We start from the raw sequence: 22,103 nt of genomic DNA on the forward strand, positions 1-22,103 counted from the left end.
TAAAAACATCGTATCAAGAGAGGATATCACTATCCAAATATACTCTGCTCGCCGTTGCCTGCCTCTGCCTGTTATACTTTCCTATATACGGTTTTGCCTCCTGATCAACCTCTGCTATCACGAGCTGGCAGACCCTTCTCCCGACCGGTAATTCGATAGGGGCCTGGTTTGCATTGAAAAGCTCAAGCGTTATATGGCCTTTGAACCCAGGATCTACCCAACCTGCATTCTGAATGAATAAACCAAGCCTGCCAATAGAGCTTCTCCCCTCTACAAAAGCTGTCAAGGATGGAGGAAGCTCTATGTACTCCACTGTTGTCGCAAGTAAAAAGGACTGAGGCTGAATAATGATGGAGCCCTCCTTTTCAACATGAATATCCCGATATGCTGCTTGTTTATCCAAAGATAGAAAAGGATTTTGATTTTCGTCGATAGTCAGAAAATGGTTTCCGATTCTCAAATCAATCGAAGCCGGCTGAACACTGATTTTATTAAACGGATCTATGATCAGATCCCCTTTCATGATTTTGGCTTCTATCGTTTTTCCTGAAAGGATCATTCCCATTGATTCCTCTCTCCTTTTTTCCTACGAAGGTATTTTTATGCCAAACAAGCTCTAAACTGCCTTTTCATTATGAACGCACCCAAATCGTAATCATTACGATTTAACTATATATGTATTCAGGCCTTATTGCAATTTATAATGGAGTTAAACCACCTCGGGGAAATAGTTTTGAACGAGAGAATGGAAAAAATATTAAGGATATAGGAGAGGGAGACAGAAATACCTCTATTGAACGAAGAAATAAGACGAGTGGAGGGTGTTAAAATAACTCAAGCAAGAAACAAATAAGCAATAATTAAAGTACTGGTATATGGGTATAAATCGGGGCGGCGCCTGGCTGCCAGCGGACAGTAAGCGACGGTGGTTTGATAACACCGTCCACCTCATACCAGCTTCCCCGCATACAGGATTGTCCAGTATAGTATAGGTGCCTTTGGATTCCCCTCTCCCATATCATCCGGGACCCTTGTTGATACAATCCACATTTCCTACAGTCCAATTGAGATTCAAGCGTTGGATCCTCCGCCAGATTTCTGGGCAAAATGAGGTCATATTTTTCACGCTCCTTTTTGCATAGGATATCCTCATTTATGTTCTCTTAAAAATAAGCCCCACAAGTGACATTCACTTGCAGGGCCCATTTCATTAATTCTCTTCTATTTTTCTGCGGTTTTTCTTGAATAGCTTAGATAATACTTCATATACAATTGGTACAACAATTAAAGTGAGTAATGTAGAGCTTGCCAAACCGCCTATGACCGTGATTCCAAGACCTTTTGAAATCAGGCCTCCTCCACCATTGCCAAGTGCCAATGGTATTAACGCACCAATTGTGGCAATTGCGGTCATCAGGATTGGACGGAGACGTGTTGCCCCGGCTTCCAATACCGCCTGACGCATCGTCAATCCAGCTCGTTCCATACGGACAATCCGGTCGACCAAAACGATGGCATTCGTCACAACGATACCGATCAGCATCAATAACCCCATCATAACGGAGACAGAGATTGTCTCACCGGCTATGTACAAGCCGGCAAAAGCACCAATAACAGTGAATGGCAGTGAGAACAAGATCGCAAATGGCGCCACACCTTCATGGAAGGTGACAACAAGGATGAAATATACGATGGCAATCGCTGCTAACATGGCCATGCCAAGCTGTGTAAATGTTTCATCCATATCCGCCTGCACGCCGGCAATATCGACTGTCACGCCTTTTGGCAGATCCAACTGATCTACTTTTTTACCAATCTGGGAAGTTATTTTGGAAATATCATCGCCTTTAACTGTCCCTGAAACCGTTGCATAGTATTCACCTTTGCTACGGTCAAGTGTATTGTAAGTAGTTCCTTTTTTCACTTTGACAAGATCTGAAAGCGGTACTTTATCTCCAACCGCTGTTGGAATCTTTTTATCCAAAAGTTCATCTACAGTTTCCGGCTGGGACGATTGTTCTTGTTGAACAATGACATCTAAAGAGTTTCCATCTTTTTCTACCGTCGTTAATACATCTTTTGTTTTTTGCGGATTTAACATCATCACGAGCTGACCCGTTGTCAATCCATATTTTTTCAGCATTTCAGCCTGCTCAACCCGGAATGTATATTTGACAAAAGCCTCCTCGGCGCTGGAAGAAACATCTTTGAGCCCGTCATTTTTCTTCATGACGTCTTCTACCTTCTTAACCGATTCGTTTAGTTTATCTAAATTTTCGCTGTAGAGGGTGTAACTCACTTCATTGGTGGAGCCAGACATTGAAGAGAAGTCCTGGCTTTTCCATGTGCCTGATTGATCAAGCGTAGTTACATATTTTTCTATTTTTTCCCTTGCTTCCGGGAAGTTCTCCATGTCCGGATCAAAAATCAAATACATTAAGGCACCGCCTCCGCCGCCGCCCATCATGGCAGCCGAAGGATCCCCCGCTTCAGTCACAGACACTTGAACGATGTCAATATCATCACGTTTCAGCATTTTATCTTCAACAACTTTGACATTTTCCAGGGTGTCCTCACGTAATTCCCCTGCTTTTGGCGTATACGTTAAATACATCACCTTGTCTTCCTCGCTGCCCAAAAAGCTGAAACCGATGAGCGGTGTTAACATCAAGCTGCCCACTAATAAGGCAATCGCAAGCACTGACGCAATGATCTTATGGTTAAGCACCTTGTTAAGGAAACTTTTATACCCATTTGCCAGTTTGCCAGGCCCTTTATGGCTTTTCTTCGTTTTCTCACCATATAACTTCTTTTTAAACAGGAAATGCGAAAGGGCAGGCACAATAGTGATCGCTACAAGCAACGAAGCGCCGAGTGCAAACGCCATTGTCAAAGCAAATGGCATGAACAATTCACCGACCATACCGCCGACAAAAATCATCGGGGCAAATACAGCAACCGTCACTAATGTGGAGGACATAATCGGCTTGAACATTTCAATGGTGGCTTCACGTATAAGCTCACGACCGGTTAATTTTTCCTCTTTTAAATGCAAGCGCCGGTATATATTTTCAACCACGACAATCGAATCATCGATAACCCGGCCGATCGCAACTGTAACCGCACCGAGCGTCATAATATTCAACGTAATATCCATCCAGTTCAACAGCATCAATGCCATAAATATAGACACTGGGATCGATATGATCGAAATGAGCGTTGATTTGAAATCCCGGAGGAAAAGAAGAATGATCAATACAGCAATCAATCCTCCAAATAACGCTTTTTCAATCATCGTTGCCACGGAATCCTCAATTGGCTTTCCTTGGTCAAGCGTTACATCAATGGAAAGGTCACCATACTTAGCCTTTTCTTCCTTGATTAATTTCTTCACATTATTCACAACATCAACTGTGTTCGCCTGCTGATCTTTGACAATCTGAATCGCAATCGCATCTTTTCCGTTTGTGCGGGAAACCGATTCAACTTTTCCGACCGTCTTGATCTTAGCGATATCCCCAAGCTTCACAAATGGTGATGGATTGGCTTCTGACGGGGTGACTGGGATTAACATATCCTTTAATTCCTTAGCAGTCATGAATTTCCCATCAATTGATACAGCCTGCTCGCCTTCTTTAAACTCATAAAGCCCTAATGAAACGTCCATGTTGCTGGCTTGGATGATTTCTTTGACTTTATCCTCTGTCAAATCCATTTTATCCAATTTCGCTTTGTCGTACGTGAGGTCCACTTCTTCGATATGCTGACCGGTGGTCGTGGCTGAGGCCACACCATCTAGCTTTTCGATTTTCGGAAGCAAACTTTCCCCTACTGTTGACGTTAATTCAACAATGTCTTCTTTTGAACTGCTTACACTTAGGGCAATAACCGGCATCATGTTCATGCTGATGGCGGATGTTGTCGGCTCCTCTGCCCCTTCCGGCAATTCAACATTATCCAATGCTGACTTTAATTCCCTTTTCGCCTCATCCATATCGATTCCGTATTCATATTCCACTTGAATACTCGCCATATTCGAATACGAATTCGAGTAAACTGCTTTAACATGGTCAAGGCCTTCTGCCGCTTTTTCTATTGGCATGGAGACATCTTCCATTACCTGTTCAGGAGTCGCTCCTGGATATACACCCGTCACCGTTAAAAAAGGAATGGAAATATCCGGGATCGTCTCCGTTTTCATTCGTGTCCCTGAATAAATACCAGAAACCGTAATGATTATGGTAAGTAGCCATACCGCAAGTTTATTCTTTAAAACAAAATTGACTAACCCCTTCACAATTACACCTGCCCCTAATTGACTTTTTCATTACAGTTCCTTATAATAATGACTGATTGGTCATTTGTCAATGAATAACTTGGGAGCGATCGATAAAAATGGCAAAAAAACAATTAATCATGGAAAAAGCTTTGGAGCTTTTTGCAATACAAGGATTTGAAGCTACTTCCGTTCAACAAATAACAGAACATTGCGGCATTTCCAAAGGGGCATTCTACCTATCCTTCAAGTCAAAGGATGAATTGATATTAGAGCTGCTTGATCATTTTTCAATGGAGGATTTATCAGAGATTGACTACCTGGTCAGAAACACAAAAAATGAGACACTATTATATGATTTTTATCAAGCAATGTTTGATTCTTTTCAAAAGCATTCGGATTTCGCAAAAATTTTTCTTAAGGAACAGATGCATACACTTGATGAAAAGTTTGTAAATAAATTACATTCCTATGAGAAATCAATCGAGGAAATGATTTTAACCATAGTGGATAGGCTGTATGGCGATGAAGTCGATGAGACCAAATATGATTTGACCTATTGCATCAAAGGGTTTTTGGATTCTTATTCACAGATTCTTTTATTCAGTGAAGCACCGGTTGATTTAGATTTGCTATCCCAATCGCTTGTCGAGAAAACAAATATACTGGCAAGGCATACGACTATTCCCTTTATTACAAAAGAGATCGTTCAGATGTCCCCGGTAAACGAAGAGATGTCGAAGGAACGGATTCTTGAAGTGATTGACGAAAAAATGAAAGAAATGGAAGATTCGATTGAAAAGGAATCATTGGGCTTGCTAAAAGAACACCTGTTGGAGCCGTCCCTCGGCCCCGCTATCGTGAAAGGTTTACTGGAAAATATTCGAAACCATTCTCACTGTAAATGGATCTCTTATTTGCTTCGGCGGCATTGGGAGATCTGAGCTATTTAAAAACAAAGTGCCTGCACACATTTCATGCAGTAGCAGGCACAATTTACTTAAAAATCTATTGGGAACACAATAACTTGTATAAGACCCCGCTCACAATTTCCCCTGCTGTCTTCGGCGCAGTTTTTCCAGGCAGTCCCAAAGCATGGATAGCCTTTAAACCTTTTTCCTGAGCAAACGCAAAGTCTGTTCCCCCGGGCTTTGAGGCAATATCAATAACCAGAGAAGAGTTCACCATTTTTGAAAGAATAGCAGCATCCAAAATCATGTGAGGAACTGTATTAATACAAATATCAATTCCGGAAATATAGTCAGCAAGATGATCCAAATGAATCGGGTGCAGTCCTATTTCACTGATTCGTGCAAAATCGGAGTCTTTTCTGGCAGCCACGCTGACTTTTGCACCTACAGCAGAGAATAGTCTGGCCAAGGTTACACCTGTTCTTCCGAATCCCAGCACCATTACCTGAGAACCACTCACAGTTTTAAAGCTTTAATAAGCGATTTACTACGCGTTGCCATCATGGATTCAATCAAGCACGTTCAGAACTGGCCGCAATGTTTAAAAGAAATTATAAGATTTTCATTAAGAAAAGAAGTTCTTTATTTACACAAATTTATTAACGGTCCTCTGACTACTGTAATCATTTAATATAATGGAGGGCTAGAATTTAGGCTTTTCTATGGGTAAAATGGATAGTAGATTTAATTAATAATTCAAAGTGGGGAAAATAATGATCAAAGCAATTTTTTTCGATTTAGACGATACACTTTTATGGGATAAAAAAAGTGTAAAAGAAGCATTTGTCGCGACATGCAGAGCGGCTGAGCAACGCTGCGGATTAAATCCGGATGAATTGGAAGAAGCCGTTCGGGAGAATGCTAGAGAGCTCTATTCTTCCTATGAAACTTATCCCTTTACCCAAATGATCGGCATCAATCCTTTTGAAGGCCTGTGGGGAGAATTCCTTGATGAAACAGAGGATTTTGAAAAACTGAGCAAAATTGTTCCTGAATATCGCAAAAACGCTTGGACATTGGGATTGAAGCAATTGGGCGTAGACGACCCGGATTTTGGCGCTGAGTTGAGCGAACTTTTTCCAAAGAACCGTCGAAAAGTCCCATTTGTTTATGAGGACACATTCCAAGTGCTCGACACATTGAAAAAGGATTACCGCCTGGTGCTCATTACAAACGGATCACCAGATTTGCAAAATACAAAGCTGACCATTACTTCAGAGCTCGTGCCATACTTTGACCATATTGTCATTTCCGGCGGCTATGGGAAAGGAAAGCCTGATAAGGGAATATTTGAACATGCCCTGTCACTGATGTCGTTAGAAAAAGACGAAGCGATTATGGTAGGCGATAACTTAAATACGGATATCCTGGGAGCCAATCGTGCTGGTATCAAATCTGTCTGGATTAACAGAGAGGAAAAAGAGCGGAACGAGGTAGAGCCTGTTTATGAGATCCGTAAATTAAGCGACCTTTATGATGTTCTGGAAAAAATGAGATAGGCCCTTATTGGATTCTAATTTCCATTCAAAAGAGCAGGTATTACTACTTTGTAATACCTGCTCTTCATTCTTATATAGAAGCATCTGCATTCTGGTGCAGTTCCTTTTTATTATTGACATTATTTTTGACAATAAAGAAAGCCATTGTTAATGCTGCACAGCCCAGCATATATAGTCCTAGAATTCCCACATTCTGCCACATGAATGAATAATCTCCGCTTGAAATGACCGCCTTGAATGCCTGAACAGAGTATGTCATCGGCAATAAGCTATTGAGCGGCTGGATGAATCTTGGAATTAACTCCAGCGGGAATGTCCCTGCACTTGTTGTCAGCTGTAAAATGAGAATAATAATCGCTATGAAGCGACCTGGATCTCCCAAAGTTGTGACCAGAAGTTGTATCAGAGTCATAAAGGAAAGACTCGTAATGATCGATACAAAAATGAACAATGGTACACTCTTCACTTCAATACCCAATCCAAATAATAGGATAGCATCTACCAATAATGCCTGGATCACCCCTGTGATAGCCACAACCCCGAATTTGCCAAGGAACCAGGTAATACCATTGCGCGGATTTACTGCAGGATCCCTTAAATTAAAGACGATTGTCATCAACAATGCACCTACAAATAATCCCAATGAAATAAAATATGGTGCAAAACCTGTACCGTAGTTCGGAACCGGGTTCACTTCTTCCTTATTCACATCGACAGGGCTTCCCATCATATCATACGTATCATCATTAGCGTCGACAGATCCTGCTTCATCTGCTGCCTCACTTAGCTTCTCATGTAATTCCGTCGTTCCGTCTTGCAACTCGGTTGTACCGTCAGAAAGCTTGCCGGAACCTTCGGCTAATTTTTGCGACCCGTCTTTGATTTTGGATGAGCCGTCCGCCAACTGCCCCATTCCATTACTTAACTCATTGGCACCGTCTGAGAGTTGATGGGCACCGGAATTTGCCTCTTTTATTTTTTGGTTAAATACTTCCATGTTATTAACATATTCTTTTTGGCCGCTGCTTAATTTCGAAGATCCGTCTTGCAGCTCTTTCGCTCCATTTGATAATTTTTGGACGCCTTCCTGAAGTGCAACCTGACCAGATTGGATGGTTCCAAGACCATTTGACAATTGATCAAATACCGGATCAATCGCTTGTTGGATTTCTTTATCCAGTCCGGCAGTGGCGCCTCCGAGTTTTTTATTTACTTCACTCTTATATTGGTTGAAACCTTCATTTATTCCGGCAGTGGCTTGATCAATTCCTTGCTGGACACCTGCTTCTACACCTGCTTTGATCTGTCCCTCCATATTGCCCAGCTTTGTCTGCAGCTGTCCCTTAATCGCTTCTGTTGACGGAGACTCTTGCGCCATTTGCGAAAAGACCCCATCCACTGTTTCTTTAGGAACACCATTTTTTAACAAAGAAGCATAGAGTGTTTCCATTTGTTGTTTCTGCATTTCAGCGATGGTGCCTTCCAACTGGTCTACCGCTGCTCCTACCTCGGATGAAATTTGTGAAGAAACCGCAGACGATACTCCCGAAGATAACTTAGGGGCTAGTTCGTTTTTTAAACTATTATTAATCCCCTGGTTCAATTGATCCAAGCCGGCATCCATCTCTCCGCTGCTTGCCTTGATTTTTGCACCAATGGAATCGGCCATCTGCTTCGGCAATTGGGTTTGAAGCTGGTTTAAACCATCCTGCACCTTGCCTGTACCTGCTACTAAATCCGGTACTTTTCCATTAAGCTCTTGCAAGCCATTGTTCACCTGCGAAATACCTGAATTGAGTGCATGGGAACCTTTTTGAACATCTTTTGATGCACCGGCTAGCTTTCCGCTGGCGTCTGTCAATTGATTCATCCCATCGGCTAGATCATGGGATCCATCGGCTAGTTCACCAGAACCGGACCGTGCTTTTGTCACCCCGTTTTCAAATTCAATGGAACTGGATGCTAAAACCTCCAAGTTATCCTTAAGCTCTTTAGATCCATCCGCAAGTTCTTTTGCTCCATCATCCAATTTCTTACTGCCATCACTTGCTTTTTCAAGTCCCTCTGCGACATCTTCAACCTTATCAAACATCGTTTCGGCGTACGTGGATGTGACCGCTTTGGAAACCTCCGCTTTGATCTCTTTTGCCGCAGTTTCCCCAATCTGAGAAGAAAGGAAGTTATAAGCCTCATTAGGTACATATTTCAGTTCCAATTTCTTCGGCTTTTCATCCATTAGAGTAGTTGCATTTTCCGAAAAATTCTTCGGAATTTCGATCAACATATAATATTTTCGGTTTTCTAAATCCCGGTAACCTTCTTGTTTGGGAACAAACTGAAACTGAAATTCATCATTATCCTTTAACTTATCAACAAGTTCCTTTCCTAATTCCAAATGCTCTCCCTCATAGTCAGCCCCGGCATCTTCATTCACCACTGCAACAGGTAAATCACTCAAATAGTTATAGGGATCCCAAAATGCCCAAAGAAACATCCCTGCATATAATAACGGAACAAAGGCGACAGCAATAATGGGAATAAGCACCTTTTTATTCGTCAGAATTTGCTTCCATTCCGATATAAAGCTTGATTTCTCCATAAAGATTGTATTCTCCTTTCAATACAACTAACCCGTATTTCATTTTGTCATTTTGCACAAAATCATTATGACTACTTCATTCACTTGGTCAATCCTGCCCAAAAATATAGGATTATCTATTGGATAACCCATTTAATAAGTACAATTTAAACAATCTTGATATTTCATCTTTCTCCAGCGGTTTATGGGCTTTTTCCCAGTCGAAGATGAGCGCGATATAAATCTTTATTATAACAAAGGCTGTAATCTCGGGGTTGCATGGCTTGATTTCGCCTTTGTCCACCGCTTTTTGCACGATTTTCCCCACATATTGGACAATCGCATTTTCTATCTTTTGGATCACATCCTTAACCGCCGGGGTTCCCATTTCCTTTTCTTCCTGAATGAGCTTTATCATCAATTGATGATCCGTTCGGAACTCCAATAACGCAAAAAGTGCACTGTCCACTTTCTCGTAAAAAGATGAATCTTCACTTACCGTTTTTTCAACCGACAACTTCATTTCAAGAATTAACGAAGAAATGATTTCATGAAATAATTCTTCCTTATTCTTGTAAAAAGTGTAAATCGTCCCCTTACCAACATTGGCTAATTTAGCGATCTGATCCATAGTCGTAGCCTTATAACCAAATAAAGAGAAAGAATTTGTGGCAGCTTCCAAAATTTGCTGCTTCCGGTCAATAGTCAATTGTTTTCACCTTCTTTTTGGGAGGTGCCTGTCGCTCCCTGAAATATATCGAATGTCCCTTAAAATGAACTTATACGAAGGGAATGACCGTTTGAACATTATGGTCATTCGTACATTCATCATACTAACATACAGGCGATAAGGAAAGCAACACCAAAGTTTCCATAGCAAGTCATTTTTTTCCACGTGGAAATACCGCTGCCGTTCTTCCGCTTTCTACAAAAAAGTTTTTCACTTTTTATGCAACCTTTTCCTCCCCAATGGCATCTAAGTATTATAATTCATTTGGAAAGGGGGCCGGTCGAGTTGGATTTTGTTGATCGATTAAAAGGAAGAGATGAACACGCCTTAATGGAAGTGATGAATCAATACGGGGACTACTTATTACGTACCGCGTATTTACTAATGAAAGATTACCAAACAGCTGAAGAAGCTGTTCAAGATACATTTATTACCGCTTTTGAAAAAATTCATCAACTGGAGGATCCCGAAAAGCTGAAAAGCTGGCTTACCGCCATTGTCCTGAATCAATGCCACTCCCGGATGCGGAAATGGCATTGGAAAAATATTTTTCTTCGTTTTGATAAAGTGGAAAAAATGAAAGCTGATGATACCATTCGAGGTCCTGAAGAATCACTACTTGCAATGGCCTTGGATCACAATTTAAGTGAAGCCATTCAACAATTGAACTATAAATACCGCGAAGCGATAACATTGTATTACTTTAATGAAATGAAAATCTCAGAAATCGCCTCACAAACAAAGACGAATGAAAACACAGTCAAATCAAGACTCAAACGAGGCCGGCTGTTATTGAAAGGTCTGTTGACGAAAGGAGAGATTTCCAATGAAGAATCAGCGGAAAACCCTAAAAAAACAGCTCGATAAAGAAATGAATCATATTACGTTTTCCAAACAGCAGGAAGTCATTGACCGTCTCCATCCAGTCTCTTTCAAGCAAAAAGCCCTGTTGATTTGGAATAAAGAAATTGAACTCTCACTCCTTCCATTGGTTGCCATTGTGGTAGTCATTTTATCACTTGGAATAAAATATAACGATGTCACTCCAGATCACGTAGCAAAGACAAAGGACGAACTGGTAGAGATTGATGAGTATAGATATTGGAAAGGTGATTTGGAAAAAATGGTGACGCGATATGAAAATTAAAATAAAAGTGAAGCATTTAGTCTTTATTTTGATAAGTATCTCATTGATAGCTTTTGTCATAAGTCCTCAACTTCAACTATATATAGCGAAAAAGCAAGCGGAGTACGGGCAGCCCGCTGCCAAGGTAAAACTGTTAAAGTCTCTTGACAGCAAAATGATTTTGGACTCGCAAAAACAGAAAATCATTCAAGACTATATGCTTGAAAATCACATAGCTAACCAATTTGATGTATACGTCGGGCCTTCGTTTTCCCAATTTAACCCTCCTGACCATGCTGTATTTACTTGGGATGAAATGCTTCCACATTTGAACAGATATGTCAAAAAGAGCCCGATTGATGATGATTTTGCTTCTGCGACCAAACTTCTCACTTTCCATTTTAAAAGCATCGGTCAACTTGATCAGGCATATGATATTTTACAATCAGCCATTGAGCGAACCAGCACGGAAGATTCATGGATTAGAGAAGAACTTCAATTAGAACAAGTACAAATGATGATTGAACAGGCTGATTATTCAGCTGCAGAACAGCTTTTACAAAAAATAAATGAAAAAATTGATCCTGATGATTACTACCTTCAAGCAAAAATCGACCAAAAGAAAATAGAAATGGAAATACACCAAGGTCATTTGCAAAATGCTTACAAGGAAGTAAAAAATGCGTTAACAGAGTACAAAGCAAAGGAAATAGACGAGGAAAAAGAGTTCGGAGAATCAGAGGGAGTTTCCGTTGTATATGAGCAGCTTTTATCCATGAAAAATAGTTTACAAAACGCGTTAGATAAGCGCGGGAATATGATTCATACAGTCAAAGGAAGAATTGTATACAGTGATGGCACCCCTGTATCAAACGCAGGTGTCTTTTTACGGTCAGAAGAAAAAGCCTCCAGAAGTGTTGGACCAGGGGAAGCCTATCAAGTCACAACAGATAAAGATGGATATTTCAATATTCCTAAGGTGCTGTCCGGAAGCTATCAAGTCGCTTTAGGATTAGGCTTTGATCAAATCAACGGATGGACATGGCCGGTTAATATGGATGAATGGCTTGATGTCGGAGAAAAGAAAACAATCACTTATAACATCACCTTGCAAAAATTAATCAAACTTAACTCTCCGGTCAATCAACAAAAAATAACTGATCAACATATTCTCTTTTCCTGGGGGAAAGTGGCGGGCGCAGACTACTACCAGCTAAACTTGGGAGCAGATATGGATTCCGGCTCAGTCAGTACTGTGTTTAAATCGTATATTACAGACAATCAAATTAATGTACCGATAGAAGATATATATAATCATCCGCTTGGAGTAATATTTCCTGGTGATGATCTGTCTACGGTAAGCCCAAAATCACTGTTGGCATTTACAAATACGAATAACCGATTTTATTGGTCTGTTGACGCTTATCGTGCAGATGGGAAGCGGCTCACAAGCAGCAGCGGTTACCGGTTGGACGAAGATACGATCGGGAATCTACCATTCTTTTACCTAAAAGAACGCAACTTGACGAATGCAGACCGCCTATTGCTCGGTAAAAAATTAAAAAAAGCACTGGCGGCCTATCAATCTAATTATGAAAAGAATCCAGATGACATTCACAGCTTACGTATGATTACTCGATTGATAGGTGCCGAATCTGATACGAATGCAACCGAGAATGAAACAAGTATTTCTTATTTACAAACATATGCAGAAAAGACGAATTCCACGCAGGCCCTATTCAGTCTTGTTGACTATTATTATGAAAAACAGCAATGGGACTCCTTTAACAAATGGTTTAATACGTATGAGGCAGCAGTTGGTAACCGCCTTGATGAATATGATCAGGCCATTTATGCCAGTGCATTAATGAAGCAAGGCAAAATAAAGGAAGCGAGTGAACGTTTTAAACAAGTAATGGAACTGGATAAAAGCCATGAGTTTGTCGGAAGCTGGCTGGCGGTCGAATTATATGACGGAAAAACATTTGAACATGCCATCGCCATAGCCAAGGACTACCCAGAACGCCTCTTTGGTGATGAAAAAAGAGATTGGTTTCAAATGGTTCAGGCACTTCAAGAGGAAAGTAAAACCGATCCCCACTATCGAAAGGAACTGAAAGAAGCACTCGATCTGTATTTTAAAAATGAAAATAAAGAACTGTCCCATTGGATGCAAACAACCGATAAACCAGCGATGAAGAAATTTATTGCGGCGGTGAAGGATGTGCGTTAGGGAGCTCTTTGGGAATGCTGAACTGTGCCAGTGAGAGACATACAGCTCTTGCTTCGCAGTTCAGTTTTTTTATGGGTAGCATTGATTAAAAACCCATTAATTGTAATTCATTTTATCCTCCCATTATTTTTCCTAAGTAAAAGAACAATGAATAGAGACCTAAAGAGGAGAAACATATGCAAATAACAATTATAGTCAGAATGCTGCTCATTAAGTTCTTAGAGCTATTATTTTTCATGATATAAACCCCGAAAGCTATACCCAGTAAAGGGGCAATTATTCTATGTGACATGATTTTTCCTAAAGACTATATGTGGACCATCTTTTTCATGTTCAAATATACGCTGGCATTTTTAGCTGGTGGAATTTACATGGCCGTCCAATATAAAAAGGATTTCTCATAAGGAATGGTCAAGGATCGAGGTTCAGCCACGAACCTGCAATTACTCATTATAGAGGAAGGAAGCGACTGATTATCATATCTGGCGAATGAAAGGTAGTCTAGAATTTTACTTGAGACAAGAACTTGTACCGATTGTCATGAGTCTTAGTTTGGTTTAAATATAACCCAGCGAATTTTGAAAGAGAGATAATGTTTATAACGAGGTGGACATTTATGAAGATTACTTATTTTGATGCTATAAATTTTATTTATTTAGGAACAGAAAGAGCAATCAGTTAGACGGGCCTCTCTTTTATGAAACTCTATTAACGAACGATAAAATGGATTGTGTTAATCTGTCTAATAGTGAACTCAATTCAGAGAGAGGGATGTTACTTGAAAAGAAACGTATTATATATTGAAGATAATGAGAAAATAGGTAGTTGGGTAAAAGAAGAATTGGAACAGCGAGGATTTTCAGTTCAGTGGATGCTTTCTGGTGAAGGAGCCGAAAAAGAAGTACATCAGCATGAAATAGTTATTTTGGATATCATGTTACCCGGTTTAGACGGATTTACTGTGGGAAAACGATTAAAAAAGGCAGCTCCTGCTGTTCCTATTTTGCTATTATCTGCTCGAACTTCGATAGATGATAAGGTAGATGGTTTACAATTTGCTGATGACTATTTAACGAAACCATTCCATACGGATGAATTGGTTGCAAGATTAGAAGTATTAATCCGTCGAAGTGGTGGAACACATTCCGAACGCATTTCATTAGGAGATCATATTGAAGTAGATCCGGAAATCCAAATGGTATATGACAAACGCACAGGAGAAGAAATTATATTGACTGGGAAACAACATCAAATTTTAATGTATTTCTTACGCCACCCTAATCAAGTTTTACCAAAAGAACAAATTTATGAAGCAATTTGGGAAGAAACTTATATAACTGGTGATAGAACATTAATGGTGCATATCCGTCGACTGCGTCAAAAGTTGGAACGTAATCCAGATTCCCCAGAGATTATTGAAACATTGAAGGGAATAGGCTATCGGGTGAAACTATGAAACAGACTAGATCATTATTTCGTCGTTTTCTAGTAGGACATTTTCTATTTATCTTTTTTCCTCCAATTGTGCTTATTTTCTTCTTTGCGTTCATTGCTTTTTCGGATATCAATGAAGAAAATCTGAATACGTTAAATCTATTTTACGTTATACTACTTTTGTTTGGTTTTCTTATTGTCGCATTTGTTGTCATATCTTGGCTTTTCTTCTTGAGACTTCGTAAACGTCTTACTCGCTTACAGGAAGTCATGTCATTTTCAGCTAATAATAACTCATTTCCTAAACCAGTATCTGTTCAAACGGATCGTATGGATGAAATAGACCAGTTAGGAAGTTCTTTTAATTGGATGATTCAGCAGCTTGAAGACAGTCGTAAGCGAGAATATGAAGAGGAATTATTACGACATCGACTCATTGCGAATTTATCTCACGACTTACGAACGCCACTTACCATTTTGAGAGGACATGTCACCAGATTAAATAAAGAATCAATGAGTTTAGAAGGACAAAACTCATTAACAGAGATGAACCATACGATTACAAGAGTCGGAGATCTAATGGATGATTTACTTTCCTATACATTGCTTACATCAGGGAAACATCCTTTTCAACCCACTTCAACAGATATTGGACGTTTAGTAAGAGCATCTGTTGCTGCGTGGTATCCTGTATTTGAAGAAAAAGAAATTCAGTTCGATGTTGATTTACCGACAGAGGAGACTTTTTATTGGGAAGCAGATCCTAAATGGATGACACGGGTTCTGGACAATTTATTTCAGAATATTCTTCGCCATGCAGCAGAGGGAAAATATGCAAACATTGTGGTTGATGTAGAAAAAGAACAGATCATTGTTGCAGACAGAGGTCCAGGTATGGATAACTCTTCCTATGAGCGTGGGGCGGGAATTGGTTTATCGACTTCAAATTATATGTTGAAAAAAATGAAGCTGAAAGCTGATTTTACATCAAATGAAAATGGCACAAGAGTAGCTATTGGTAGAGCTTAACCTAAAGGTAACCCAGAATTAAACAACATGATAACCGAGATGTAACTTTGCTTCTTTATAATGAGAACCATAACAGAAAGGAAGTGTTGTGGTTGCTTACAATTAATAACTTAGTCAAATATCGCGGAACTCAAGAAATCTTATCAGGTATCAGTTTTAAAGCTAGACCAGGTAGAGTAACTGGTTTTTTAGGTCCAAATGGGGCAGGTAAAAGTTCTACACTTCGCATCCTGCTTGGATTAGATCGTGCCACCTCAGGGAGTGCACTAATTAATGGAAAGCCATTCGCAGAATTACATAATCCTCTAACAACAATAGGTGCTGCACTTGATGGATTTGGAGCTCATCGTATGCGAACAGGACGGGCACACTTGCGTTGGATTGCTCGTGCCGCAGGATTGCCTCGCTCACGTGTCGAGGAAGTTCTGGAAATAGTAGGTCTTACTAATGCAGCTGGTAAAAGGGTTGGAAATTATTCCCTTGGCATGGGGAGAAGACTTGGAATGGCAGCTGCACTACTTGGTGATCCAAAAATATTGGTTTTAGATGAACCCGTAAACGGGCTCGACCCAGAAGGAATTCGTTGGATTCGGACATTTTTACGTGAACGTGCTGAGTCTGGAAACACGGTGTTACTATCCAGTCATCTAATGGGAGAACTTGCAGAGACTGTTGATGATGTGGTGATTATTAAGTATGGAAAAATCGTTGCAGATGGAACATTGGAAGAAGTAATAGGTAACCATTCCACGCTGGAGAAAGCCTTTTTTGCCCTGACATCTGAAAATGCAGGTGATGTTGTATGAGGGCATTCAACGCGGAACTATCTAAATTGTTCTCCCTGCCGGGCATTTGGCTTGCCTTTCTTATTGGAGCGTTTGCCCCAGCGGTCATTGCTGCCTTGGACAGTATAGCAGAAAAAGGGGAGATTATAGCTGGAGTTAGCACACGGCTATCGGAAGTTGGCTATATTGGATTAGGTCTTGGTGTGCAAGGTGTCATTATTCTTGGTGTGCTTGCTGTCAGCAGTGAGTATTTGACAGAGAGCAGTGAATCTGGCGGAGGGCAGCAGATTACAACAAGTTTAACTGTTGTTCCATCCCGACTTCACTTTTTGCTGGCAAAAGTAGGCGCTGTGACAGTGATCAGCATACTGCTTTGTATTGTTGCTATGATGACAACAGTGTCAGCGACGCATCTTATTCTTGGTGAATATGCCCCTGCATTTGAATGGTCTAGACTTATCGGTGCAGTTTGTTACTGGACATTCACTGCTATTTTAGCATTTGGGATTACTGTTCTAACTAAGAATGGCATTATCCCGCTTGCTGTGCTCATGATAAATTCATCCGTTGTATCATTTAGTATCCCGCTTTCTAGGGTTACAAAGTTGGCATTTTACTTACCAGATATGGCTGGCATTGAAATGTTTATGACCCCGTTCACAGGCGAATTTCACACCCCGTTCACAGGCGGTTTAGTCATGTTTGCCTGGGTAGTCGTTCTTTTCATTGTTGCAGCTATTGTATTCCATAGGAGGGACGTCGCATCATGAGTGTCTCTTCTAGTAGAAAGATAACACAAATCCTTGGTGCTGAACTAGATAAATTAGTTACATTGCCATTGATATGGCTCACTCTTATTGGTACATTCATTCTTAATTTAGTTTTAGCCGCAGCTTTTACTTCTGCTGGTCTACAAGGGGCAGCAGGAACGCAAAGTATACTGAATATAGGACTTGCTTCTATGGGGTATCTTCAGGCAGGGTTCATTATTCTTGGTATCTTAGCTACTTGTTCGGAGTATACTGGTGGACAGATTCGAACTACTTTAACTACGATACCTTGGCGTGGGTTTCAATTATCCACGAAGTATTTGGCATTGGCAATTATAACCATTCCTGTGGCGTTTATTATTGCTGCATCAGGTGTACTATATGCTTTTATTATGATGAGAGACACAGCAGTAGTGATTGAAATAGACACAATGATAAAAACATTAGTAGGTGCAACAGGCTATCTAACATTAACCACACTTCTCAGTGCAGCTATAGGTGCTTTACTAAGACGAACCACTCCTGCTTTAGTGATACTGCTTGGTTATTATTTCATTGTCAGTCCATTGTCGAGAGATTTTCTATCTAGTATTAAAAATTATTTTCCGGATACGGCAGGATATTATATGTATATGCCGCCTTCCTCTGATGAAATAAATGCCCTTACACCAATGCAAGGGACAGGTATTTTAATGTTATGGACACTGATCTTTATTACAGTAGCTATTGTATTTTACCGTAAACGAGATGCCTAAGTTTAGATTTCTTAATGCCATTTGTTATTTATATCTCAAAAACAAGGGTAGTACCAGCGTAGCTGACACTACCCGCAACACATGGATAAAATTGTAAGAACCCTCCACTTCTGAGAGTTCTCTTTATGAGCGATAAATGTACAATTGCAGCCTGTTCGATGAACCTCCCCCACTTAAAACACCCGTTTTTGAAGTGGGGGTTTCCTAACCAATCGACAAAAAGCTTCCAACAAGACAGGCGGGTGACACCCATCTTTTGCGGTAAGCCGCAGGAATTCATTTTGCCAACGACATTAGGCAACAGCCTATCCTTAGATAACAGGGTCGGAACTGACCATCTACTACTTCCTGCCCTTAGGCAATCCGTAGATACGTTGTATGGTTTAGGAGAAAATCAAGTTCCCTGATTTCCCCGTAAAACGTTTTTGCGAAAAAATTCGATGCCCCGTGAATATCACGGTGATTTGTATAACCGGAAGTACAACTGTATATTCTCGAAGATACTTTTCATTTCTTCGCACAACAAGGACATGGTTGTGTTGTATTGCTCTCATCATGTTTAGAAAGTTTGATGCCTTCCACTTCCAGTTTATAAGATAAAAAGGCGTATACTTTCCCGAAAGACCAGTTAGATAGTTTTTGGTTCGTTGTATTGGCCAGCATTCATTAAACCCTCTCAGATACAAGCCATGTTCTTGCATCTTCAGTCTATCGAACCGAAGGATTGGGGCCGATGGATATCTAGTAGACGTCCATTATCATTCCATTGGCCGTACATTTTGTTTTCTCTCGTGTTTGCTATGAATTTGTCTAATCTGCTCTCAAATAATTCTGGTTGGTTTTTTATGCTTTGTATCGTGTCGATCCGAACTCTTTTATACAGATCCGGAAATGCCTTGAAATTCTCATATACTTGCTTTTCCTCTTTCAGCCTTTTCTCTATAACCGGATCGATTCGAAAAGAATCGTAATCCATATCAGAAAGAACCTTTCTTCCTTCGTCTGTATCAAACCCAACTTTTCGAGGCGACGGACACGTTCTTTATTCAATTCAGTCCATGAGCTTTTTTTGCTTCGAGGGGACAGTCTCTGAGCCAGCCCCGTTTCAGATATTTTCTTCTTGACTCCATCGATCCATCCAAAGCACAAAGCTTCCGCGACCGCGTCCAAATATAAGAGCGTATCCGATTTGGGCGTCATACTAACCAAGACCCAACATAAGGAAAGGTCGAGGAGCGAGACGTATCTGAGTGTCTAGAGGAACTAAAATCTTTTGGAAAAATAGGCAAAACAGAGGAAGGCACAAAAGAATTATAATCCCATGTACAATAATGAATTCATACAATAACCACTTTGTGTTTTCTTTTTCAGAAAAAACAGGTATACTGTAATTAGAAATGCATAGATTAAAAACGACTGAAGGTGTACCAGCACCTTCAGCCTATACAATAGCTTGCTTCCCATCAAGGGGACTGGCACCAAGGGAAAGTAATCCACCTGAGCCTCTAACTCAAGGGTGGATTACTTTTTTTGGTTAAATGACAGCAGCGCTATAATTAACACTCCTAACGCAATCATGAGAGATATGCTTTCATATACCGTCATCATAGCACCACCCCCTTTCGTAAAAAAATGGGGATGATGCCGTCACCCTTGAGTTAACCGTTATGCTATTGTTCTTTAATTATAGCATTATATCAAGTTCAGCAGGCTAGAAATCTGGCTAAAGATAGGTTCATGACATCGATGTGTTCGTTGTGTTTTCCTCTGGATTTACTAGCGGAGAGGAGATTAACCCCATCCAAAAGGCTCCCGATTCATTTATATGTTCTAGTCGTACTTAACAATTGTTGTAACTCCATATTCCGTCAAGAAATTTTTGTGGCTTAACTCTTCCACCCATTTTTTAGGATTGAACTGATAAGCTCCATACTGATCTTGATACGTTAACCTGCCAACATTTATCTCAATTGGTTCAGGCTTTTCCATCAATCTTTTTACATAGAATTCAAAGGCATGCTGATCCGGAAAATGTAAAAGCTCCAACACCTCTCCTACTTCCATATGTTTTTCAAGATATAACAAAAATAGTTGACTATCTGCACCTATGATTTCATAAATATACGGAAGCGTAAAAAGATCCTTTACCAAATCCTCCCACCCATACTCATCTACTTCTGTAACAATTAATTGTACACAATCTTCTATGCTGTCAAAGACAGAGCGGTTATTGTATTCTTGAATCTCATCGGGAATCTTAAACGGTTTTGTTGACGCTAAGAATGTAATTTCAGACATTATGCCTTCCTTCCCACTCACTGTATCGTTGGTTGGATTCATGACATTCATCCATTTAGATAGTTCTTAGCCCAACGAAGCCTCCGGTATCAACTTAAAGCCCTCGATCATGGTGTCTTCATCAACCTCGATCATTAAACAGAGCTTACCATTAAAGTTGACTTGCCTTACATACTTCAAGTCTTTAGGGCTGATAGAAATATTGGCGACCTTCGTTTCGATTTTAATCGATTTCGATGTATATTTCGGGACAATGCTACTTGCTTTAAGCTCATATTTTTCGTCATCAACGACTTTTTGGAAGGCCATTTCAACCTTGTCCACATTGACGTCTTCTACTCCGCTCATTTTTAAAACTCGTTCAACGTCTTCATAATCAAGTGTAGGAGTGACTTCTTCCTCCTCCTCTTCGTCTTCATCCATCATCCGGTTTATTTCTTCATATACATTCGAAAGTGTATGAGTATCCACCTCGCCTCCCACCACTTCATTTACGACAAACTCAAATATAGCTTTGTCTTCCTGGGCAGTCATGATCTCTTCGCCATTCAGCACATCCTCGATAAAGTGATAATCAGGTTTATTCGCTTTGCCCGCCGAGTACAGTACGCGATTTACATCGGCAGCATTATCTGTGAAGCTTGGAAATAAAAATCCTGCAACTGGTGATGCAAGATTGATAATGGAATCAACTACCACACTCGACTTAAATTCCTTCTCAACATAATCAAACACCAACGATCTTTTTGGCTGCTCCGTCTGATTGATGCTGCAGAGAATAAAAGGATGGGAATACACCTCATCCCGATCACTCTCTTCCGCTTCTTCCCGGCTCCTTTTCGTCGGTTTAAAATATTCGCCGCGAATGAAAGTAACGACCATGTCCTTCTCGTACTGAACATCCTTAAACATTTTATCAACGATAAGAAGCATCTGCTCCTTCCATTCTTCTACTTCATCCGCCTGCAAACCTTCATGAAGAATCACACGCGTGTGATCTTCCGCCTGTTCTTGGAACTTAACTTCAAATAACTTCACATCAAGCTGGCCTGTCAGCACCTTCTTAAAGTTATTCATGAATAACTCTTGCTGCTCCCTGTCTAACATAGGAAACGGGTGGCTTTCCTGATGGTAGATATCACTGCTTTCCTTTCTTATATAGACATTAAAAATATCGGTGACTGTTAATAAATCATTATCAAGTTTGAACTGTTTACGAATGTTGGCTATATCCTTTTTGTTCATCTAAATGTGCAACTCCTTGGTTGTTTTGGTTTATTAGGAAATCCTTGTTCCAGGTGAGTTTTTTAATGCCTTCAATAAAAAGGGAGTCCTGCTTGTCGTTTTTACGCTCTTGGACACACCTTTTTATAACAATATTTTGTTGAAAAATCCATTTAATCAAATGCGCCTTGGCGTATTTGCGCCCAGATTTTATCGAGCTCCGCTCGATAAATTTCCTATGAAAATCTGTGGCATCCGCCGGAGGCTTTGACTTTATTCAGCCGGGGTTTGAACCCCCACTGAATGGAATAACAATATGCATTCATCTCACCACTTACTGAAGTGGGAGACTTCTGCTGAATGAAGTTAATATAATCGTTTGGCCAGACATTCAT

The 22,103-nt window shown here is 40.3% G+C and carries 21 protein-coding genes and 2 pseudogenes; 12 read left to right on the top strand and 11 right to left on the bottom strand.

The window, feature by feature from the left end:
• Window positions 1-13: 13 nt before the first annotated feature.
• Together dcd and D5F11_RS10225 are read right to left on the bottom strand one after the other, a co-directional pair.
• Window positions 14-559 carry a dCTP deaminase gene (gene dcd / locus D5F11_RS10215; RefSeq protein WP_120115942.1) on the bottom strand — a complete coding sequence of 182 codons (546 nt, stop codon included), beginning with the start codon at window positions 557-559 and terminating at the stop codon, window positions 14-16.
• 651 nt (window positions 560-1,210) lie between these two features.
• Window positions 1,211-4,297 (bottom strand): efflux RND transporter permease subunit, encoded by a 3,087-nt coding sequence (locus tag D5F11_RS10225; RefSeq protein WP_120115891.1) that lies wholly within the window; start codon window positions 4,295-4,297, stop codon window positions 1,211-1,213.
• A gap of 98 nt (window positions 4,298-4,395) precedes the next feature.
• Between D5F11_RS10225 and D5F11_RS10230 the strand changes: the two genes are divergently transcribed.
• Window positions 4,396-5,220 (top strand): TetR/AcrR family transcriptional regulator, encoded by an 825-nt coding sequence (locus D5F11_RS10230; protein ID WP_120115890.1) that lies wholly within the window; start codon window positions 4,396-4,398, stop codon window positions 5,218-5,220.
• A 64-nt stretch (window positions 5,221-5,284) separates the two neighbouring features.
• On the opposite strand, the gene D5F11_RS10235 is transcribed toward D5F11_RS10230, so the two are convergent.
• Window positions 5,285-5,707 carry an NAD(P)-dependent oxidoreductase gene (locus tag D5F11_RS10235; protein WP_373316403.1) on the bottom strand — a complete coding sequence of 141 codons (423 nt, stop codon included), beginning with the start codon at window positions 5,705-5,707 and terminating at the stop codon, window positions 5,285-5,287.
• A gap of 253 nt (window positions 5,708-5,960) precedes the next feature.
• Between D5F11_RS10235 and D5F11_RS10240 the strand changes: the two genes are divergently transcribed.
• A complete protein-coding gene (locus D5F11_RS10240) occupies window positions 5,961-6,746 on the top strand; it encodes an HAD family hydrolase (RefSeq protein ID WP_120115889.1) in 786 nt (261 codons plus the stop codon).
• A gap of 70 nt (window positions 6,747-6,816) precedes the next feature.
• Here D5F11_RS10240 and D5F11_RS10245 read toward each other — a convergent pair whose 3' ends face one another.
• Complete coding sequence (locus D5F11_RS10245; protein WP_120115888.1) at window positions 6,817-9,345, bottom strand: YhgE/Pip domain-containing protein; 2,529 nt, start codon at window positions 9,343-9,345, stop codon at window positions 6,817-6,819.
• A 112-nt stretch (window positions 9,346-9,457) separates the two neighbouring features.
• Entirely contained in the window at window positions 9,458-10,033 is a 576-nt protein-coding gene (locus D5F11_RS10250; RefSeq protein ID WP_120115887.1) for a TetR/AcrR family transcriptional regulator, read from the bottom strand.
• Between the two features lie 306 nt (window positions 10,034-10,339).
• Between D5F11_RS10250 and D5F11_RS10255 the strand changes: the two genes are divergently transcribed.
• From D5F11_RS10255 to D5F11_RS10300, 10 genes and pseudogenes are all read left to right on the top strand, one after another.
• Window positions 10,340-10,921 (top strand): RNA polymerase sigma factor, encoded by a 582-nt coding sequence (locus D5F11_RS10255; RefSeq protein ID WP_120115886.1) that lies wholly within the window; start codon window positions 10,340-10,342, stop codon window positions 10,919-10,921.
• The gene (locus tag D5F11_RS10260; RefSeq protein ID WP_120115885.1) at window positions 10,881-11,201 is read left to right on the top strand and encodes a hypothetical protein; all 321 of its coding nucleotides are present in this window, start codon (window positions 10,881-10,883) and stop codon (window positions 11,199-11,201) included. Before D5F11_RS10255 ends, D5F11_RS10260 begins: the two co-directional genes overlap by 41 nt.
• Window positions 11,191-13,413: a carboxypeptidase regulatory-like domain-containing protein gene (locus tag D5F11_RS10265; RefSeq protein ID WP_120115884.1), complete on the top strand. Its 2,223-nt coding sequence runs from the start codon at window positions 11,191-11,193 to the stop codon at window positions 13,411-13,413. The genes D5F11_RS10260 and D5F11_RS10265 overlap by 11 nt, the downstream gene beginning before the upstream one ends.
• Before the next feature lie 275 nt (window positions 13,414-13,688).
• Window positions 13,689-13,817: pseudogene (locus D5F11_RS27395) on the top strand (DUF2178 domain-containing protein); the annotation flags it as partial.
• 374 nt (window positions 13,818-14,191) lie between these two features.
• Window positions 14,192-14,869, top strand: coding sequence for a response regulator transcription factor (locus D5F11_RS10275; RefSeq protein WP_120115883.1), 678 nt, complete (start codon window positions 14,192-14,194; stop codon window positions 14,867-14,869).
• Window positions 14,866-15,876, top strand: coding sequence for a sensor histidine kinase (locus D5F11_RS10280; protein ID WP_120115882.1), 1,011 nt, complete (start codon window positions 14,866-14,868; stop codon window positions 15,874-15,876). The genes D5F11_RS10275 and D5F11_RS10280 overlap by 4 nt, the downstream gene beginning before the upstream one ends.
• Window positions 15,877-15,959: 83 nt before the next feature.
• On the top strand, window positions 15,960-16,682 hold the full coding sequence (locus D5F11_RS10285) for an ABC transporter ATP-binding protein (protein WP_342776024.1): 723 nt from the start codon (window positions 15,960-15,962) through the stop codon (window positions 16,680-16,682).
• Window positions 16,679-17,431, top strand: coding sequence for an ABC transporter permease (locus D5F11_RS10290; RefSeq protein ID WP_120115880.1), 753 nt, complete (start codon window positions 16,679-16,681; stop codon window positions 17,429-17,431). The genes D5F11_RS10285 and D5F11_RS10290 overlap by 4 nt, the downstream gene beginning before the upstream one ends.
• Window positions 17,428-18,186, top strand: a complete 759-nt coding sequence (locus D5F11_RS10295; protein WP_120115879.1) for an ABC transporter permease — start codon at window positions 17,428-17,430, stop codon at window positions 18,184-18,186. Before D5F11_RS10290 ends, D5F11_RS10295 begins: the two co-directional genes overlap by 4 nt.
• A gap of 125 nt (window positions 18,187-18,311) precedes the next feature.
• Window positions 18,312-18,593, top strand: coding sequence for a hypothetical protein (locus D5F11_RS10300; protein ID WP_126646552.1), 282 nt, complete (start codon window positions 18,312-18,314; stop codon window positions 18,591-18,593).
• A gap of 100 nt (window positions 18,594-18,693) precedes the next feature.
• On the opposite strand, the gene D5F11_RS10305 is transcribed toward D5F11_RS10300, so the two are convergent.
• From D5F11_RS10305 to D5F11_RS26310, 6 genes and pseudogenes are all read right to left on the bottom strand, one after another.
• Window positions 18,694-18,849, bottom strand: a complete 156-nt coding sequence (locus tag D5F11_RS10305) for a zinc ribbon domain-containing protein (RefSeq protein ID WP_120115878.1) — start codon at window positions 18,847-18,849, stop codon at window positions 18,694-18,696.
• A gap of 40 nt (window positions 18,850-18,889) precedes the next feature.
• A pseudogene (locus D5F11_RS10310) lies at window positions 18,890-19,404 on the bottom strand (YdeI/OmpD-associated family protein); the annotation flags it as partial.
• A 303-nt stretch (window positions 19,405-19,707) separates the two neighbouring features.
• The gene (locus D5F11_RS28100) at window positions 19,708-19,794 is read right to left on the bottom strand and encodes a putative holin-like toxin (RefSeq protein WP_221768449.1); all 87 of its coding nucleotides are present in this window, start codon (window positions 19,792-19,794) and stop codon (window positions 19,708-19,710) included.
• A 222-nt stretch (window positions 19,795-20,016) separates the two neighbouring features.
• On the bottom strand, window positions 20,017-20,484 hold the full coding sequence (locus D5F11_RS10315) for a hypothetical protein (RefSeq protein ID WP_126646553.1): 468 nt from the start codon (window positions 20,482-20,484) through the stop codon (window positions 20,017-20,019).
• Between the two features lie 66 nt (window positions 20,485-20,550).
• Window positions 20,551-21,729: a DUF4317 domain-containing protein gene (locus tag D5F11_RS10320; RefSeq protein ID WP_120115876.1), complete on the bottom strand. Its 1,179-nt coding sequence runs from the start codon at window positions 21,727-21,729 to the stop codon at window positions 20,551-20,553.
• A gap of 215 nt (window positions 21,730-21,944) precedes the next feature.
• Window positions 21,945-22,103 carry a hypothetical protein gene (locus D5F11_RS26310; protein ID WP_185830623.1) on the bottom strand — a complete coding sequence of 53 codons (159 nt, stop codon included), beginning with the start codon at window positions 22,101-22,103 and terminating at the stop codon, window positions 21,945-21,947.

Source organism: Siminovitchia terrae, assembly GCF_003605405.2.
In the GTDB taxonomy this organism is placed as follows: Bacteria; Bacillota; Bacilli; order Bacillales; family Bacillaceae_C; genus Siminovitchia; species Siminovitchia terrae.